Raw genomic sequence first — 17,128 nt, forward strand, 5'->3', positions numbered from 1 at the left:
GAATTCCCGCTTGACCTGTGGTGCATTGTGAGGGAAGGAAACTATCCGTCGTTCCGATGCCGAAAGCAGGCCATGAATTCCCGAACCGTGTTCGCTGTGGTCACCGTCGTGTTGTTCGGTCTCGGTCTGCGACTGTTGTTCGGCAGTACCTCTGCCCTCACCTCGGATATTGCAGCGTTCTACTCTGCCGACTCCATCTCGATGGCGCTGCTGACCACGGGGCCGGTGATCGTCCTCGGCGTGTGCGCGGCTGCTGCAGGCGTTTTGCTGAGTCGCGCGCGGGTGACCCACGTGCTCGTCGGATGCTTGATTCTCATCGCTGTGGGCACCGCGGTGCGCGCAGTGCCGTCCTGGCCGGTGCTGGTGGCGGGAACCCTCGTGGCGGCTGCGGGTATTGCGGTGGCGAATGTGTTGGGTCCGGTTCTGGTACGTGTGATTGTGCAGGAGTGGAGCCAGCAGGGACGATCGGAGAATCCGGCGGTGTCGGCTCGGCGGCTGGGGTTGTTGACCGGTGTGTTGACTGCCGTGATCAGTGCCAGTGCGGGTGTTGCGTCGGGGGTCTCCGTTCCGTTGGCGGAGGCGCTCGACGGCGGTTGGCGGTGGGTGCTCGGGCTGTGGGCGGTCCCGGTGGTGATTGCGGCGCTGTGTATGGCGCTGCTGTCCCGGATGTTCGCGAGGGCGGGGTCGACGGCAGTGTCCGGTGCCGTGGAATCGCAGGGCGGTTCGGCCGTGCTGCGCTCCCCCGTCGCGTGGGCGGTGACGGCGTTCATGGGTGTGCAGTCACTCATGGCGTACTCGATGATCGCGTGGCTGCCCACGATCTACCGGGATCGTGGAGTGGACGCCGCCGCGGCCGGGCTACTGTTGACGGCTCTGTCCCTCACCAGTGTCGTGACGGCTCTGACGGTGCCCAGCGTGGCCACCAGGTTGCCGAGACAGAGCGCTCTGGCCGTTGCGGTGGTGCTGCCCACCGTTGCGGGCTTGGCGGGGGTGTTGTCCTCTGCAGATTCCTGGGCGCTGCTGTGGGCCGTGTTGCTCGGACTCGGCCAAGGTGGGCAGTTGTCCCTGGCTATGACGCTGATGAATCTGCGGGCCGCGACGGCACGTGATGCTGCGTCGTTGAGTTCGATGGCACAGACGGTCGGCTATGTGCTGGCAGCCTGCGGACCGTTGGTGTGCGGCGCTGTGCATTCGGTGACTCAGCGGTGGGAACCGTCGGTGCTCTTCCTTCTCGTGATGACGGCTCCGATGGCAGTCGCGGGTGCGGTGGCCGGACGCCGCGCGTTCTACGGCGTCGATGTCCGGCAGGAGACCGGTGTCAGAGGCTCTTGACCCAGTGCGAGACCCGCTGCACGACGTCCTCGCAGGTGAGACCGAGTTCGTGGTGTAGCTGTTCGCGCGATGCGTGGTCCAGGAATCGTTGTGGCACACCGAGATCACGGCACGGGGTATCGACTCCTGCCCCGCGGAGAGCCGCAGACAGGGTCGAGCCGATGCCACCGTGCAGGCCACTGTCTTCGAGGGTGACCACCATCCGGTAGTCCTCCGCCAATTTCAGCAGCGCCTGCGGGATGGGCAGCACCCATCTTGGGTCCACCACTGCGACCGAGATGCCGTCCTGCTGGAGTTTGTCCGCCGCGTGCACGGCCAGCGGACCGAACACTCCGACGGCCACGATCAACACATCGCCCGTCGCGTCGGACGGCTCGGTCAGTACGTCGACGATTCCGTCGAGTCTGCGCACTGCAGGTACGGTTTCGGTCACTGCGCCCTTCGGAAAGCGCAGTGCTGTGGGTCCGTCGGACGTCGCGATCGCCTCGGCCAGTTCTTCTCGCAGTGTTTCGGCATCTCGCGGTGCCGCCACCTTCATGCCGGGAACGATGCCGAGCAGAGACATGTCCCACATGCCGTTGTGGCTGGCACCGTCGGCCCCGGTGACCCCGGCGCGGTCGAGCACCACGGTGACCGGCAGTCCGAGCAGCGCTACGTCCATCAGCAACTGGTCGAACGCGCGATTGAGGAAGGTGGAGTAGATCGCGACCACCGGATGCATGCCGCCGAGCGCGAGCCCGGCAGCCGACGTCATCGCGTGCTGCTCGGCGATTCCGACGTCGAACAACCGGTCGGGGAAGCGAACTCCGAACGCGGCGAGCCCGGTGGGCGCGGCCATCGCTGCGGTGATCGCGACGACGTCCTCGTTCTGTTCGCCCTGCTCGATCAGTGCCGCCGAGAACACCGATGTCCAGTCCGGTGCCGACTTCGACCGCGCCAGTCCCGTCAACGGATCGATGACTCCGGTGGCGTGCATCTGATCGGCGACGTCGTTCTCGGCGTGCACGTAGCCCATGCCTTTGCGCGTCACCGCGTGGACGATGACCGGACCGCCGTACGCCTTGGCTCGGCGCAGAGCCGATTCCATCGCGTGCTGGTCGTGGCCGTCGACCGGACCCAGGTATTTGATACCGAGATCGGTGAACATCACCTGCGGGCTGATGGCGTCCTTCACCCCTGCCTTCATGCCGTGCAACATCGCGTAGGCCGTGGGCCCGACGATCGGAATGCGACGAACGATGCGGCGACCGTTGTCCAGCACCTTCTCGTACCCGGGCTGAAGCCGAAGGGCTGCCAGATGATCGGCCAGGCCCCCGATGGTCGGGGCGTACGAGCGACCGTTGTCGTTGACGACGATCACCAGTGATCGGTCGCGGCCTGCGGCGATGTTGTTGAGGGCCTCCCAACACATCCCGCCGGTGAGCGCACCGTCGCCGACAACAGCGACGACGTGCCGGTCGGTTTCGCCTTTGAGTGCGAATGCTTTGGCCAGGCCGTCGGCGTAGGAGAGGGAAGCCGACGCATGCGATGACTCCACCCAGTCGTGTTCGCTCTCGACACGTGACGGGTAGCCCGACAGGCCGCCCTGCTTGCGGAGCGTGTCGAACAGACCGGTGCGCCCGGTCAGCATCTTGTGGACGTACGCCTGATGACCGGTGTCGAAGATGACGGGATCACGCGGGGAGTCGAAGATGCGATGAATCGCCAACGTCAGTTCCACGACACCGAGATTGGGACCGAGGTGGCCGCCGGTAGCGGACACCTTCTCGACGAGAAACGCACGGATCTCGCGAGCCAATTCGGCCAGCTCCGCACTGCCGAGGTCGCGCAAGTCCTCGGGCGTCTGAATTCGAGCTAGGACACCCAACGAGATCGCTCCCTCCGGCCGGAAAACACAATGGAAATTTCAGTCTACGGAGTTGCCGTGCCCTGCTGCTCCGCCCAGCGTCGTGACGCCGACAGTACCGTCGAACGTCGGGGTGCCCTGGGTCAGCCGCCCCTAACCTCGACGGTGTCGAATCGGACATCACACATACAGTGTGGCCTATGAGCAACGTGGTCGATGCCATCCTGCGCCGAGTTCACGAACTGTGCCGCGACGACACGTCCGGGCAGGTGGCGGACTACATCCCCGAACTCGCTGCCGTCACGCCGGACGGGTTCGGTATCGCGCTGACGACCACGGACGGTTACGTCTACGAGGTCGGCGACACTCGACTCCCCTTCACGATCCAATCGATCTCCAAGCCGTTCACCTACGCACTGGCGTTGGCCGACCGGGGCATGGACGTCGTCGCGAGCAAGGTCGACGTCGAGCCGTCCGGTGAGCCGTTCAACGAGATCAGTCTCGACCCCGTCACCGAGCGCCCACGCAACCCGATGATCAACGCCGGTGCCATCACGTCGGCGTCGCTGATCGCGGGGCGAAGTGCCGAGGATCGATTCGAGCGTATTCGAGCCTCGTACTCGCGGTACGCGGGGAGGTCTCTGGCGTTCAACGATGCCGTGTACCGGTCGGAGGCGCGCACCGGCAATCGCAACCGCGCAATCGGCTACATGCTCCGTTCGTTCGACATCATCGACCACGATCCCGACGCCGCCGTCGATCTGTACTTCCGCCAGTGTTCGATCGACGTCACCGCCGCGGACCTCGCGATGATGGCGGCCACCATGGCCAACAACGGCGTCAACCCGCGCACGCGTGAACGCGCACTGGCACCGGCTCTGGTCGAGCGAGTGCTGTCGGTCATGACGACGTGTGGGATGTACGACGGTGCAGGCGACTGGGTCGCGAGGGTCGGCCTGCCGGCCAAGAGCGGGGTCGGCGGCGGGATCCTTGCGGTTCTCCCTGGACAGATGGGCATCGCCGTCTACTCCCCACGGCTCGATTCGCACGGCAACAGCGTGCGCGGAGTCGCCGCCTGCCGAGAACTCTCGAAACGCCTCGAACTGCACTTCCTGCACGTCACCCGAGCGGCGAAGTCCTCGATCCGGCGCCGCTACGTCGTCACCGAGGCACCCTCACGCAAACGGCGATCGGAGGTGGAACAGGCAACCTTGGCTGCCGTGGGCGATCGCGCCCGTGTGTACGAGCTGCACGGTGATCTGCTGTTCTCGGGTGCCGAGACTGCCGTCCGTGAGATCGGCGACCTCGATCGGGAACTCGACGCACTCGTCATCGATGTGCGAGGCGTCGACGAGGTCAGCGACATCGCTCGGACCATGTTCGAGGATCTACGTCAGGATCTGGCGGAGCACGGCTGTGTGGTGGGTCTGGTGGATCCCAGAGCGATCATGGGTCACACGACGTCGAGTATCGACCCGGCCGACCCCGCTGGCCGAACCTACTCCAGCCTGGGTGCGGCCATCCAGTGGGCCGAGAATCTGTTGCTCGATCGCCATTGCGCGGGGGTGCGACAGCCGACCGTCGTCACCACGGCCGAGCATCCGTTGCTGGCCGGGCTGTCCGCCGCACAGTTCGAGGCGGTCACTCCATATCTGGAGAAGCGGCACTACGCCCGCGGAGACGTCATCGTTCGCCACGGCGATGCGGCGGCGGGCCTGTTCCTGATGCTGCGCGGCGAGGTGACGTCCACGGCCGTCGCCGCCGACGGTGGCAAGCACCGCATCACGACTCTCTCCCCCGGCATGAGCTTCGGTGAGATGCCCCTGCTGATGTCGGTGCCGTTCCTGCTCGACATGGTCGCCGACACACCGGTCGATCTCGTGGTGGTGTCGGCAGCGCACTTCCGGGCGCTCACGCGCGACGCACCGGAGATCAAGCTGGCGTTGCTGGAAAATCTCGCCACCGGGGCCTACGGCCAGATGGCAGCGGTGATAAGAACGCTCGGGCGGTTCGACATCGGCATCTGACCGAATGTCGAACCGCCCGAGGCGATCGTGCGTGTGCTGTGCTCAGGCACCCAACGTCAGCATCGTGAGCACCTCGGTGGGCTGCGCCGACCCGCCTGCGGGTTCGAGCGAGAACGCGAAATTCGTCGACGCCCCGAGACCGTCGACCACCGTGCCGGACTCGGAAGTGATCTGCTCGTCGGTCATCACACCGGCCGATCGTGGAGAACCGTCCACGAACCACATCTGATACGCGCGTCCGGGCGGCGGCTGTGAAACCCCGTCGAGAGTGACCACGACGGCGTTCTGGGAGAGCGAGTAGGACACCGTTGCCGAACCGCCACCGGGGAACTCCGCCGTGGCTCTACGCGCATCCGGTGCAGCCACGATCTGGTCGGCCTGCGACGGCTGCGGATCGTTCCCCATGGTCTGCGTCACGACCACCACACCCCCGACGGCGACGATCACCGCCGCGGCGGCCGACACCATGGAGTAGCGCCAGGACTTCGACCGTGGTTGCCGATGCCGGTGCAACGGCGTCACATTCGGCGGTAACTCCCGAACGGTGGGCTCCTGGTCACTGGAGGCGACTCGATCGAGCACCACCTGTCGCAGCCGGTCGGGCGCGGGCGTCGCATCGACTGCGACGGCCAAGGCCAACGTTTCGTGGATCTCGCTCACGAGAATGTCGAACTGGGCTCGCGCGGTGTCGTCGACACGAGTTCGTTCGGCTTCGATGTCGCGTCGCTCGGGATCGGTCGTCGCGTGGAGGGCGTAGACCTCCGCGTCGTCGAGAAGCCGTTGCCGTGACGATTCACTCATTGCGGGATCACCCCCAGACAAGTTTTCAATTTGATCAATCCGTCTCGTATGCGCGACTTGATGGTAGGAACCGCGACCCCGAGCCGCTCCGCAACTTCGCGATAGGTGTAACCGCTGTAATAGGCCATTCGGACCGACTCGCTCTGCGTATCGGTCAAGGTGTCGAGACAGGCGATCACGGCCTCCGATTCGAGCCGCTGCGTCACCGTCTCGAGCACCTCGTCGTGCTCTGGTGTGTGACTGACTGCGCCGTACGCGGCCTCACGGTCGGTACCCGACTGCTCGCTTCGAACGCGATCGACCGCTCGCCGGTGCGCGAGCGTCATGATCCAGGCCAGTGGGCTGCCCTGATTCGGGTCGTAGTTCGGTGCCGCGCGCCAGATCTGGAGGAACACCTCCTGCGCGGTCTCCTCGCTGTACCCCGGGTCTCGAAGCACCCGCAGCACCATTCCGTAGACCCGCGACGACGTCGCGTCGTACAGCTCGGCGAACGCCGCCCGGTCGCCCTGCGCGACCGACGCCATCAACCGACGCAGACGATCCGTTTCGTCGGCACGCAGGTTCTTGAGCTGTGGACTGGGAACAGCACACACCGCATCCTCTGCCGCGTAGCTCTCCGAGGCAGCGGACGACGTCCGGTCACGGCCGGCATTCGAAGATCCGGACGCATCCGACAACGGCGCGCTCATCGGAAAGTCGTCCCAACAGACGGGTTCATGATCGAGTTCATCGATCACGACACTAGTGGTCATATCGCTCTCATATCGAAACCTCCGCGTTTTCCCGCCGCAGTACATATTCGGAACAAACCGACCGGAGGATGGTTCGGGACCAAAATTCGTTTGCGACAGATGTGGTCGGCGTTTCATCCTTGGTGGACAATCGGACAATCGTGGGGAATCGGGCGACCGGCCCACCGGAGGAATCGAGAGACATGGCGGCGATCGAGACACACGGTCTGGTCAAACGTTTCGGAGCGAACATCGCCGTCGACGGAGTCGATCTGTCCATTCCGTCCGGTGGTGTCTACGGCGTGCTCGGGCCGAACGGCGCAGGGAAGACGACGACCATCCGGATGCTGGCCACCCTGCTTCCGATCGACGGGGGCAGCGCCCGAGTCCTGGGTCACGACGTCGCGAGCGAACCGGAGGCGGTACGGCAGAAGGTCGCTCTGACAGGACAATTCGCCTCTCTGGACGAGGATCTCACCGGGACGGAGAACCTGGTGCTGCTCGCTCGGCTGCTCGGCTACTCCCGGCCCGCCGCCCGATCACGAGCCGAGCAGTTGCTGACGGCGTTCGACATCGCCGATGCCGGACCGCGACAGGTCAAGACCTACTCCGGCGGCATGCGCCGTCGCATCGACATCGCCGCCAGCATCATCGTCACTCCCGAACTGATCTTTCTCGACGAGCCCACCACCGGACTCGACCCCCGCAGCCGAAACCACGTGTGGGAGATCGTCCGCGCGTTGGTCGCGGGCGGGACGACTGTGTTGTTGACGACACAGTATTTGGACGAGGCCGATCAACTGGCCGGGCGTGTCGCAGTCATCGATCGCGGCAAGGTCATCGCCGAGGGAACGACGGGTGAGCTGAAGGCATCCGTGGGATCGAATTCACTGCACCTGCGCGTTCTCGATGCGGCCCAGCGAACGGCCGCCGCGCAGATCCTGCGAGATCTCCTCGGCGCCAACGTCACCGAGGACCCGGATCCGTCCACCGTCAGCGCACGGTTGGACAACCCGGCACAGGCCGCGCCCGTGCTGCCCGCACTCGAGACCGCAGGCATCTCCATCGCGTCGTTCACGCTGGGACAACCGAGCTTGGACGAGGTGTTTCTCGCTCTCACCGGGCACGATGCCGGTTCCGAATCCGACCGGGAGGTTGCGTCATGACAACCGAAGCCCAGCAGGCGACGCCACAGGCGTCGACCATCATCGATGTGCTCGGCGCCGCCGGGCCTCGTCCGCCGCGTCCGTCGTCGTTGTCGACGTCGTTGAGCTTCGGGTGGCGAGCGCTGCTCAAGATCAAGCACGTGCCCGAGCAACTGTTCGACGTGACGGCCTTTCCCATCATGTTCACGTTGCTCTTCACCTACCTGTTCGGTGGCGCATTGGCCGGGTCGACCGAGGCGTACATCCAGTTCCTGCTCCCCGGCATCCTCGTGCAGACCGTGGTGATGATCACGATGTACACCGGCGTGACCATGAACAAGGACATCGAGAAGGGCGTGTTCGATCGATTCCGTTCACTGCCCATCTGGCGGCCGTCGCCCTTGGTCGGTGCGTTGCTCGGTGACGTCGTGCGCTACACGCTGGCTTCGGTGATCGTGCTGATCCTCGGGTTGATCCTCGGTTTCCGGCCGCAGGGTGGCGTCGTCGGCGTCGTGGCCTCCATCGCTCTGCTGCTGGTGTTCTCGTTCTGCCTGTCCTGGATCTGGACCATGATCGCGATGATCGTGCGTACCGAGGCTGCAGTGATGGGCGTGTCGATGTTCATCCTGTTTCCGCTCACGTTCGCGAGCAACATCTTCGTCGACCCCAGCACGATGCCCGGTTGGCTGCGCGCGTTCGTCGACGTCAACCCGGTCAGCTTCCTGGTCACGTCGCTGCGTGGCCTCATGCAGGGCGACGTCGACACCGGTGGGCTGGGAGTGACGCTGATGCTGTGCGCGGTGTTGCTGGCGGTGTTCGGGCCGATCACGATGCGCCTGTACAACCGGAAGTCCTAGCGAACGCGCTGCGCAGTGCGTCGATCACGAGGCCGCGCGTGCTCGATGCCTGCGGACCGCGTCGCGATTGGAGCACACCGTTCCGCAGTATCGCTGCCTTCCGGTTCTCGAGGTGTCGGCGAAGGCGAGTGTGCAGTCGGCGGCGGCGCAGCGATCGAGGCGAGACATTCCGCGTCCGGTCAGGTGCAACGCAGTGCCGACGCTCACCAGGGCCCTGATGACGCCGCCGAGTTCGATGTTGGGGTCGCGGTAGTGCATGTGCCAGCCGTCGTCGGCATGGTTGGTCAACCGCGGGTAGGCCGACGCCTGTGCCAGCAGAGCATTGAGCTCGTCGGCTCGATCGTCTTTCGTGGTTGCGTCCACCACCCGCGCCCAGTCCCGCAGGAACTGGAGGGTGTCGACCAGATCGGCATCTGTTGCGGTCCAGTCCGGTACGAGGCCGGCGTCCACGCAGCGGTCGCCCAGTTCGGTTGCCGACGTGGGTGGTGAGTTGAGCAGGTCGATGCCGAGTTTCACCGCATATTCGCCGTAAGGGTTGATGTGCACAAGACCATTACATCACGATGGACGCATGCACACCGAACACACCACACACACCTGGACCACCCACTCCACCCACGACACGAGCGAGGGACTCGTCGGATATCAGGGCTGCAGGTGCGGTGCCCAACGCATCGTCGCCGTTCCCATGCACACCTTCGCCCCGGTCGCCGACGTTGCACACCGGGGCTGATCGGCTGCCGCAGCCCTCACCGACGAACGAAACGACCGATGCATTCGACGTGGCTGGTCGACGGAAAGGCGTCGAAGGCGCGCATGTCGTCGAGCTCGTATCCCGCAGCTCGATACAGGCTCACATCCCGCGCGAACGAGGCCGGATCGCATCCGATGTGCACCACCGAACGTGGAGACCTGCCGGCAAGGGCGTCGATCACGTCCCGTCCGGCTCCCGCGCGAGGTGGATCGAGCACCGCTACCGACACCGGCTCGGCCAACGCATCGATCGAGCGCTCGACCCGACCCGGCACGAACGAGACCTGCGGCAGATCCCGCAGCGCCGAACGGCCGTCCTCGGCTGCACGACGGGAGAATTCGACACTGGTGACTCGGCCGCTCGGACCCACCTGGTCGGCCAGGGCGGCGGCGAACACCCCGACACCGCCGTACAGATCCCACGCACCGTCACCCACTGTGGCGTCCGCCCAGTCGCCCACCACATCGGTGTACACCTGCGGCGCGCCGCGGTGGGCCTGCCAGAATCCGGTGGCGTCGAGGGTCCACGCCCTGTTCGAGACGTATTCCGTCACCCGACCCGATCCGATCACGGCCTTCTCGGGCCGAGACCGAGACGACGCTGCCCGGCGCGCGGACGCCCCACGACGACCCGGCGATCGGCGTCCGGTGGCCGAGAGTTGCGCGGGCGCGATCTCCACCACGTGCCGCTCGCCTTTCCCGTCCAGCACCACCTGCAGCTCGGCCCCCGGCCGCCATTGCTGATCCGAGAGCCCCTCGAACGCCGCGGAATCCATTTGAGGACAGGTCAGTTCGGTGACGATCGAGCTACTGCGATAGCGGTGATAGCCGGGCCGTCCGCTGGAATCGACGGCGAGTCGCACTCGGGTTCGCCACCCGGTGCCGTCGCCGGACCCCGGAAGTTCCTCCACGTGCACCTCACGCTCGATTCCGGCGACGCGGCGAAGTTGTTCGGCAACGACGAAGGACTTCAGTCGCCGCCCGGCATCGACACTGGCGTGGGAGTAATCGCAGCAGCCCGAGCCGCCGGGGCCGGAAATCGGACAGCGCGCGTCCACCCGGTCCGGAGACGCCGTCAGGATCTCGACGGCATCGGCGCGACAGAACGACCCGCCTCGGTCCTCGGTCACCTTGGCCACGACCCGTTCGCCCGGCAATCCGTGACGCACGAACACCACCCGGCCGTCGTGGCGGGCCACGCAGAACCCGCCGTGCCCGGGCGCGCCGAGTTCGACCTCGAGTAGCAGCCCGAACCAGCTCTCGCTCACTTGCCCACCGGCGGCTCGTAGCCGCGACGCGACGCACCGGGTGCATTGCCGAGCACCTCACGCTTGGCCTTCTCGGAAGACCGAAGTTGCCACGGCACGCTGGTGACCATCACTCCCGGTTGGAACAGCAGTCGAGACTTCAGTCGCAACGCGCTCTGATTGTGCAGAACCTGCTCCCACCAGTGACCGACGACGTACTCGGGAATGAAGACCGTGACGACGTCACGAGGCGAGTCGCGGCGGACTCGCTTGACGTAGTCCAGGACCGGTTTGGTGACCTCTCGGTAGGGCGACTCGACGACCTTGAGCGGCACCGAAACGTCGCTGGCCTCCCACTGCCGAACCAGGGCGCGGGTATCGGCCTCGTCGACGTTGACCGTCACCGCTTCCAGAGTGTCCGGCCTGGTCGCCCTGGCGTAGGCCAAGGCGCGCAGGGTCGGCATGTGCAGCTTGGACACCAACACGATCGAGTGCGTGCGGCTGGGCAGGACTCCGTCCCATTCCTCGTTCTCGAGCTCGCGGGCCACGGTGTCGTAGTGCTTCCTGATCATTCGCATCAGCACGAAGATCGCCACCATGGCGACGATCGCAATCCAGGCACCGGCGGCGAATTTGGTGATCAACACGATCACCAGCACCGTTCCGGTCATGGCGAGACCGACACCGTTGATCACGCGCGAGCGCTGCATGCGCCGCCGCTGCTCGGGATCGGTCTCGGTGGCCAGCAGCCGCGTCCAGTGCCGAACCATGCCGGTCTGGCTGAGGGTGAACGAGACGAACACGCCCACGATGTAGAGCTGAATGAGCTTGGTGACCTCCGCCCCGAACACGACGACGAACGCGATCGCAGCTCCGGACAGGAAGAGGATGCCGTTGCTGAAAGCCAGCCGGTCGCCGCGTGTGTGCAGCTGGCGGGGCAGGTAGCGGTCCTGTGCCAGCACCGAACCGAGCACCGGGAAGCCGTTGAACGCGGTGTTGGCCGCGAGTACGAGAATCAGTGCCGTCACGGTGGTGATGAAGAAGAAGCCCGCGGGAAAACCACTGAAGACGGCCTCCGCCAGCTGCGCGATCAGCGTCTTCTGCTGGTACCCCTCCGGCGCTCCGACCAGCTGGATGTCTGGGTCCAGGGCGTACTTGATGCCGATCTTCTGCGCCAGCACGATGATGCCCATCAGCAGCGTGATCCCGATCGCGCCGAGCAGCAGCAGTGTGGTTGCAGCATTGCGCGACTTCGGCTTCTCGAACGCAGGCACCCCGTTGCTGATGGCCTCGACTCCGGTCAATGCCGCGCAACCGGAGGAGAAGGCCCGCGCGATGAGGAATGCGAACGCGATGCCGTACAGGTGCGAATCCTCGGCCTTCAGATCGAAGCCCGCCGACTCGGCATGGATGTCGTCGCCGAGAACGTAGACCCTGAACAGCCCCCACCCCAGCATCAGGACCATGCCGCCCATGAAGGCGTAGGTCGGGATGGCGAACGCGGCCCCGGACTCTCGAATGCCACGCAGATTGATCGACGTGATGAAGGCGATGGCCACCACGGCGAACAACACTTTGTGCTCGGCCACGAACGGGACCGCCGACCCGATGTTCGACGCGGCCGCCGAGATCGACACCGCGACGGTCAGCACGTAATCGACCAGCAACGCGCTACCGACCGTCAATCCGGCCGCGGGGCCGAGGTTGGTGGTGGCAACCTCGTAGTCTCCGCCGCCGGAGGGATAGGCGTGCACGTTCTGTCGATAGCTGGCCACCACCACCGCCATCACCACACAGACGGCGAGACCGATCCACGGGGTGAACGCGAGTGCCGAGATGCCCGCGACCGAGAGCACCAGAAAGATCTCTTCGGGTGCATACGCAACCGACGACATGGCGTCCGAGGCGAACACCGGCAACGCGATTCGCTTGGGAAGCAACGTATGACCGAGCTTGTCGCTGCGGAACGGCTTACCGAGCACTAGCCGCTTGGCGGCAGTCGAGACCTTGGACACGCTGAGAAGCGTAGGCCGTCCTCCTGTGGACGTCTCAACCACGCGCCTGAAACGGTGTCGGAGCGCACCCTCGGTCGATCCGGCGACGAATCCCCGATACGTTGGTGCACGCATGCCCATCGTGGCAGTGTCGATCGGCAGTGTGGTCGGCAATCGAGATCGGGACGGAGCAGGGCGTTGTACGTAGTCGTGATGGGATGTGGCCGCGTCGGTGCATCGCTGGCCGGTGCACTCCAGCGCATCGGCCACGAGGTAGCGATCATCGACCGCGACCCGACAGCATTCCTGCGCCTCGATCCCGACTTCGGCGGACATCGCGTCGTCGGCATGGGTTTCGACCGAGATGTGTTGGTGAGCGCAGGAATCGAGAAGGCCGAGGCCTTCGCGGCCGTGTCGTCCGGCGACAACTCGAACATCATCTCCGCGCGCGTCGCGCGAGAGACGTTCGGTGTCGACAAAGTGGTCGCAAGGATCTACGACGCCAAGCGCGCCGCCGTCTACGAACGCCTCGGCATCCCGACGGTCGCCACCGTCCCCTGGGCCACCGATCGTTTTCTGCACAACCTGCTCCGCGACGACCCCACCACCAAGTGGCGCGATCCGTCGGGCAGCGTCGCCGTCGTCCTTCTCGACTTCCACGACGCCTGGATCGGCAAGAAGCTCTCCGTACTCGAAGATGCAACCAACTCGCGGGCCGCGTTCGTCATCCGATTCGGCGGCGGACTGCTACCGGACAAGCGCACCGTGATCCAAGCCGGTGACGAGGTGTACGTCGCCGCGGTCTCGGGCACCGTCGCCGAAGCCATTGCGCTGGCGGGCAACCCGCCGCCCTCGGACGATTGATGCACGCGCGCACGTTCCCCACCTCCCCCATCGACCCGAACGGGAAGCCATGAAAGTCGCCATCGCCGGAGCCGGCGCAGTCGGCAGATCCATCGCACGCGAGTTGATCCGCAGTGAACACGATGTGATGCTCCTCGAACGCAAGCTCGACCACGTCGATCAGGCCGCCATCCCGGAAGCGGAATGGGTGCTGGCCGACGCGTGCGAGTTGAGTCTGCTCGAAGCCGCCCACCTCGAGAACTACGACGTGGTGATCGCTGCCACCGGCGACGACAAAGCCAACCTGGTGCTCAGCTTGCTGGCCAAGACCGAGTTCGGCGTGAATCGCGTGGTGGCCCGGGTCAACGATCCGCGCAACGAATGGCTGTTCGATGCCGCGTGGGGCGTCGATGTCGCAGTGTCGACGCCGCGCATGCTCGCGTCCCTGGTCGAGGAAGCCGTGTCGGTGGGCGACCTGGTTCACCTGATGACGTTCCGCAAGGGTCAGGCCAACCTCGTCGAGATCACGCTTCCGGAGAACACTCCCCTGGCGGGCAAGCCGGTACGCAAGCTCCAATTACCCAGGGACGCAGCGTTGGTGACGATTCTGCGCGGCGGTCGAGTGATCGTTCCGCAGCACGACGATCCGCTCGAGGGCGGCGACGAGCTACTGTTCGTCGCGGCCAAAGAGGTGGAGAACGAATTACGCGCCGCTGTCGGCCTGATCTGACGGCAGCTGCTCCCGCCTGCGGTCCGCGCTCGACTCAGCGTCGAGCGCGCGATCGGCCGCACGCACGGCCCAGAGCGTGACCAACAGTGCCACTCCCGTGAGCGGCCAGCCCATGCCGATGCGGGCAACGGCGAGCCAGCCCGTCTGGTCGGAGTCGTAGAGCTGCGACTGAACGATGTATCGGGCACCGAACACCGACGCCCAGGCGATCGTGGCGACGTCGTAGTAACGCACAGCCGACCGGTTGCCGCGCCACGACGTTCCCTTGCCGTTGAGGTATCCCCAGATGATGCCGACCAACGGCCAGCGCGCGAGCACCGACAGCACGAACGCCGCGCCGTAGGCGAGCGAGGTGTAGATGCCGAACAGGAAGTAGCCCTTGGCATCTCCCGTCCGGTATGCGATGAATGCGCAGATCCCGACCCCGAAGAATCCCGAGATGGCGGGCTGAATCGGGCTACGACGAACCAACCGCCACACCAACACCGCAGCGGCGACTCCCAGAGCGGACCACAGAGCAACGGCGAGGTTGACGTAGCTGTTCACCGGAACGAAGACGACGACGGGCAAGGTCGAATAAATGAGCCCGCTCAACCCGCCGAGCTGTTCGAGGACGGTGGGAGCCACCTTCTCGGCGGTGGTCGACGCGTCGGGCGCGGGTTCCGGCGTCGTCGACGGGGCCGGCACGGAATCGTCGCTGTTGGTCACGACAACGAGAGTGCCATACCGGCGACGATCAGCTGTCGTCGCGCAGTTCGTAATAGGGGTTGTAGACGATCTTGCGTCCGTCGCGTTCGCCGACGCGTCCACGAACGAGCAAAGTCTTGCCTGGCTCGATTCCGGCGATCTTGCGTCGTCCGATCCAGAGCAGCGTCACCGTGTCGGTGCCGTCGAAGAACTCGGCCTCGATATTGGCGTTGGCCGCCTTCGAGCAGGCTTCGACGCTGCGCAACCGACCGAGCATCGTGACTTCCTCGCCTCGCGAGCAGTCGCACGCCCGCCGAGCCCCGGAGGCTTCGGAGGTTTCGGCCATCTCCTCGGCATCGAGTTGATCGATATCCTCTGTCAACTTCCGCGTCAGACGGCGAAAGTATCCTGCGGCAGCGGGTGCCATTGTGCGCTCCAGCGGTGGGGGTCGTTCCCTCGTCAGGGTGGGTACTTCGCCACTGTAGACCCGAAGCGTCACGCTGACCAACCGTTGTCACGGCGGTGTCGGCAGGCGTGCACAATCGTGTCGTGCACAGCCGATTCGACACCCGTACCGCAGTCGTTCTACCGGGGACGGGGTCCGATGCTAAGTTCGCCGCCGACGCGTTCTCGGCAGCATTGGACAGTGTGGGATTGGCCACCGTCGCGGTCGAACCCGACCCGGCCGCCGTGGTCGAGAGCTACCTGTCCGCCCTCGACGACGCGGCCGATCGACACGGACGCATCGTGGTCGCGGGGATATCCCTCGGGGCAGCCGTCGCGGTTAGATGGGCCGGCGACCACCCATCGAACACCGCGGCTCTCGCACTCGCGCTGCCGGCGTGGACCGGAGACCCGGCCGGTTCCCCCGCGGCCCTGAGCGCGGAGATCACCGCCCGATCCCTGCGCGATAAGGGGCTCGACGCCGTCACCGCGGCAATGGCAGCGTCGAGCCCGCCGTGGCTCGCGCGCACTCTGCGGAGGTCCTGGGCGGCCCAGTGGCCCGCACTTCCCGACGCGCTGGACGAGGCGGCTCGCTATCGCGGACTCGAACTCGACGAGCTCGTTCGGATAGAGCTGCCTGCCGTCGTCGTGGGCGCAGTGGACGACGCCGTCCATCCGATCGAGGTAGCTCGACAATGGGCGCGGGCGCTACCGAACTGCGAGCTGCGCACCGTGACCCTGGACGACATCGGGACCGATCCGGGATGCCTCGGCCGAGCGGCCGTCGACGGTCTCGACGGGCGGTCGGCTCAGCCGCCCAGCTGCTGAATCGCCGATCCCGACGCGCCCCGACGCGGAGCTCGGTCGCGCTCGGCTGCGGTCGGCTGCGGAGTCGAATCCTGTTGTGGCGCAACAGGTTCTGCAGCGGGCACCGCGGCCTGAGGCTGCGCAGCCTGTTGCGCTGCGCTCTGCTGAGCTGCCGCCTGCTGCTGTGCGGCTGCAGCAAGTTGCTCGGCCAGCACCTGAGGCAACACCACCGGCAACGGTGTCCGGACGGGGTGCGGGTCGGTACCCCGATCCACCACGGTCTGCCGAAGAATCGTGTGCGCCAGCCGGACGAGCGGTTGGCCCTCGCCCACCGCACCCGACGGTCCCGCCAGCACGCAGCGGACCATCCAGCGATAGCCGTCGACTCCGATGAAGCGCAGGTCGGCGTTGGCCGTGACACCGAGCAGTTCGCGTCCCCACGGACCCGTCTCGACCGTCGTCTCGGCCTTGTCGTTGCGCAGTGACGTCGCCAGATCGGTTGCCACCTCGCGCCATTGACCGGGTGATTTCGGCGCCGCGTAGGCAGCGATGGTGATGCGCCCGAACTGCGTGACGATGTGCACTGCCTGCGGGCTGCCTGCCTGCGACATCTCGACCTGGAGTTGACCGCCCTCCGGCAGCGGAATCAGCACCGAACCGAGGTCGAGTCGCGTCTTGGCGATGGTCTCGCGATCGTCGTCGAGATCCTCGAGATCGTGGGGACCGTCGGCGGTCGTGTCCGCGGCCTCGACATCGTCGTCTTCGTCCTCGACGCTGTCGACGAATGGCTCCGCACCGGGCGCGGAGGCACTGCCGGCGTCGTTCTTCTTACGCCGTCCGAACATGTTCAGCTCTCTTCTTCTCGGTTGCTTCCACTGTGCCTG

17 protein-coding genes are annotated in these 17,128 nt (G+C 65.8%); 8 read left to right on the forward strand and 9 right to left on the reverse strand.

From position 1 onward, the window contains the following. The first annotated feature begins 72 nt into the window (after positions 1–72). Positions 73–1,332, forward strand: coding sequence for an MFS transporter (locus tag AB0366_RS11380; RefSeq protein ID WP_366244041.1), 1,260 nt, complete (start codon positions 73–75; stop codon positions 1,330–1,332). On the opposite strand, the gene dxs is transcribed toward AB0366_RS11380, so the two are convergent. Next, positions 1,319–3,199: a 1-deoxy-D-xylulose-5-phosphate synthase gene (gene dxs / locus AB0366_RS11385; protein ID WP_121870017.1), complete on the reverse strand. Its 1,881-nt coding sequence runs from the start codon at positions 3,197–3,199 to the stop codon at positions 1,319–1,321. The two genes, AB0366_RS11380 and dxs, sit on opposite strands and share 14 nt — an antisense overlap. Positions 3,200–3,378: 179 nt before the next feature. Between dxs and glsA the strand changes: the two genes are divergently transcribed. Then, positions 3,379–5,205: a glutaminase A gene (gene glsA, locus AB0366_RS11390; protein WP_366244042.1), complete on the forward strand. Its 1,827-nt coding sequence runs from the start codon at positions 3,379–3,381 to the stop codon at positions 5,203–5,205. Positions 5,206–5,247: 42 nt separating this feature from the next. Here the strand turns inward: glsA and AB0366_RS11395 are convergent, their stop codons facing one another. Beyond that, positions 5,248–6,006, reverse strand: coding sequence for an anti-sigma factor (locus AB0366_RS11395; protein ID WP_366244043.1), 759 nt, complete (start codon positions 6,004–6,006; stop codon positions 5,248–5,250). Continuing rightward, positions 6,003–6,758: a sigma-70 family RNA polymerase sigma factor gene (locus tag AB0366_RS11400; protein ID WP_121870020.1), complete on the reverse strand. Its 756-nt coding sequence runs from the start codon at positions 6,756–6,758 to the stop codon at positions 6,003–6,005. The genes AB0366_RS11395 and AB0366_RS11400 overlap by 4 nt, the downstream gene beginning before the upstream one ends. A 182-nt stretch (positions 6,759–6,940) precedes the next feature. On the opposite strand from AB0366_RS11400, the gene AB0366_RS11405 reads away from it, so the two are divergent. Further along, positions 6,941–7,903, forward strand: coding sequence for an ATP-binding cassette domain-containing protein (locus AB0366_RS11405; protein ID WP_366244044.1), 963 nt, complete (start codon positions 6,941–6,943; stop codon positions 7,901–7,903). After that, the gene (locus tag AB0366_RS11410) at positions 7,900–8,739 is read left to right on the forward strand and encodes an ABC transporter permease (RefSeq protein WP_121870022.1); all 840 of its coding nucleotides are present in this window, start codon (positions 7,900–7,902) and stop codon (positions 8,737–8,739) included. Before AB0366_RS11405 ends, AB0366_RS11410 begins: the two co-directional genes overlap by 4 nt. A gap of 24 nt (positions 8,740–8,763) precedes the next feature. On the opposite strand, the gene AB0366_RS11415 is transcribed toward AB0366_RS11410, so the two are convergent. After that, positions 8,764–9,285, reverse strand: a complete 522-nt coding sequence (locus AB0366_RS11415) for a CGNR zinc finger domain-containing protein (protein WP_366244045.1) — start codon at positions 9,283–9,285, stop codon at positions 8,764–8,766. Positions 9,286–9,310: 25 nt separating this feature from the next. Here AB0366_RS11415 and AB0366_RS11420 point away from each other — a divergent pair, with 25 nt between their 5' ends. Beyond that, positions 9,311–9,472, forward strand: a complete 162-nt coding sequence (locus AB0366_RS11420) for a hypothetical protein (RefSeq protein WP_366244047.1) — start codon at positions 9,311–9,313, stop codon at positions 9,470–9,472. Positions 9,473–9,488: 16 nt separating this feature from the next. On the opposite strand, the gene AB0366_RS11425 is transcribed toward AB0366_RS11420, so the two are convergent. Together AB0366_RS11425 and AB0366_RS11430 are read right to left on the reverse strand one after the other, a co-directional pair. Next, positions 9,489–10,760, reverse strand: coding sequence for a TRAM domain-containing protein (locus tag AB0366_RS11425; RefSeq protein ID WP_366244048.1), 1,272 nt, complete (start codon positions 10,758–10,760; stop codon positions 9,489–9,491). Further along, positions 10,757–12,754: an APC family permease gene (locus AB0366_RS11430; RefSeq protein ID WP_121872443.1), complete on the reverse strand. Its 1,998-nt coding sequence runs from the start codon at positions 12,752–12,754 to the stop codon at positions 10,757–10,759. The genes AB0366_RS11425 and AB0366_RS11430 overlap by 4 nt, the downstream gene beginning before the upstream one ends. 177 nt (positions 12,755–12,931) lie before the next feature. Between AB0366_RS11430 and AB0366_RS11435 the strand changes: the two genes are divergently transcribed. Both AB0366_RS11435 and AB0366_RS11440 read left to right on the forward strand, forming a co-directional pair. Further along, a complete protein-coding gene (locus AB0366_RS11435) occupies positions 12,932–13,597 on the forward strand; it encodes a TrkA family potassium uptake protein (protein WP_366244049.1) in 666 nt (221 codons plus the stop codon). A gap of 49 nt (positions 13,598–13,646) precedes the next feature. Then, positions 13,647–14,306, forward strand: a complete 660-nt coding sequence (locus tag AB0366_RS11440) for a TrkA family potassium uptake protein (RefSeq protein ID WP_032397923.1) — start codon at positions 13,647–13,649, stop codon at positions 14,304–14,306. On the opposite strand, the gene AB0366_RS11445 is transcribed toward AB0366_RS11440, so the two are convergent. Both AB0366_RS11445 and AB0366_RS11450 read right to left on the reverse strand, forming a co-directional pair. Beyond that, positions 14,280–14,933, reverse strand: coding sequence for a DUF3159 domain-containing protein (locus AB0366_RS11445; protein ID WP_366244412.1), 654 nt, complete (start codon positions 14,931–14,933; stop codon positions 14,280–14,282). The two genes, AB0366_RS11440 and AB0366_RS11445, sit on opposite strands and share 27 nt — an antisense overlap. A gap of 109 nt (positions 14,934–15,042) precedes the next feature. Then, positions 15,043–15,420, reverse strand: coding sequence for an OB-fold nucleic acid binding domain-containing protein (locus AB0366_RS11450; protein WP_032397922.1), 378 nt, complete (start codon positions 15,418–15,420; stop codon positions 15,043–15,045). A 122-nt stretch (positions 15,421–15,542) separates the two neighbouring features. Between AB0366_RS11450 and AB0366_RS11455 the strand changes: the two genes are divergently transcribed. Next, positions 15,543–16,265 (forward strand): alpha/beta fold hydrolase, encoded by a 723-nt coding sequence (locus AB0366_RS11455; RefSeq protein ID WP_366244051.1) that lies wholly within the window; start codon positions 15,543–15,545, stop codon positions 16,263–16,265. Here the strand turns inward: AB0366_RS11455 and AB0366_RS11460 are convergent. Next, on the reverse strand, positions 16,247–17,089 hold the full coding sequence (locus tag AB0366_RS11460) for a DUF3710 domain-containing protein (RefSeq protein ID WP_366244052.1): 843 nt from the start codon (positions 17,087–17,089) through the stop codon (positions 16,247–16,249). The genes AB0366_RS11455 and AB0366_RS11460 overlap by 19 nt on opposite strands. Positions 17,090–17,128 lie beyond the last annotated feature (39 nt).

This window comes from Rhodococcus sp. NPDC076796, assembly GCF_040702765.1.
Taxonomy (GTDB): Bacteria; Actinomycetota; Actinomycetes; order Mycobacteriales; family Mycobacteriaceae; genus Rhodococcoides.

Bases quoted from the DNA above. Each gene is read 5' to 3' on its own strand.
- AB0366_RS11380 (WP_366244041.1), top strand. From the start codon at position 73: ATGAATTCCCGAACCGTGTTCGCTGTGGTCACCGTCGTGTTGTTCGGT.
- glsA (WP_366244042.1), top strand. From the start codon at position 3,379: ATGAGCAACGTGGTCGATGCCATCCTGCGCCGAGTTCACGAACTGTGC.
- AB0366_RS11395 (WP_366244043.1), bottom strand. From the start codon at position 6,006: ATGAGTGAATCGTCACGGCAACGGCTTCTCGACGACGCGGAGGTCTAC.
- AB0366_RS11400 (WP_121870020.1), bottom strand. From the start codon at position 6,758: ATGACCACTAGTGTCGTGATCGATGAACTCGATCATGAACCCGTCTGT.
- AB0366_RS11405 (WP_366244044.1), top strand. From the start codon at position 6,941: ATGGCGGCGATCGAGACACACGGTCTGGTCAAACGTTTCGGAGCGAAC.
- AB0366_RS11410 (WP_121870022.1), top strand. From the start codon at position 7,900: ATGACAACCGAAGCCCAGCAGGCGACGCCACAGGCGTCGACCATCATC.
- AB0366_RS11420 (WP_366244047.1), top strand. From the start codon at position 9,311: ATGCACACCGAACACACCACACACACCTGGACCACCCACTCCACCCAC.
- AB0366_RS11440 (WP_032397923.1), top strand. From the start codon at position 13,647: ATGAAAGTCGCCATCGCCGGAGCCGGCGCAGTCGGCAGATCCATCGCA.
- AB0366_RS11450 (WP_032397922.1), bottom strand. From the start codon at position 15,420: ATGGCACCCGCTGCCGCAGGATACTTTCGCCGTCTGACGCGGAAGTTG.
- AB0366_RS11460 (WP_366244052.1), bottom strand. From the start codon at position 17,089: ATGTTCGGACGGCGTAAGAAGAACGACGCCGGCAGTGCCTCCGCGCCC.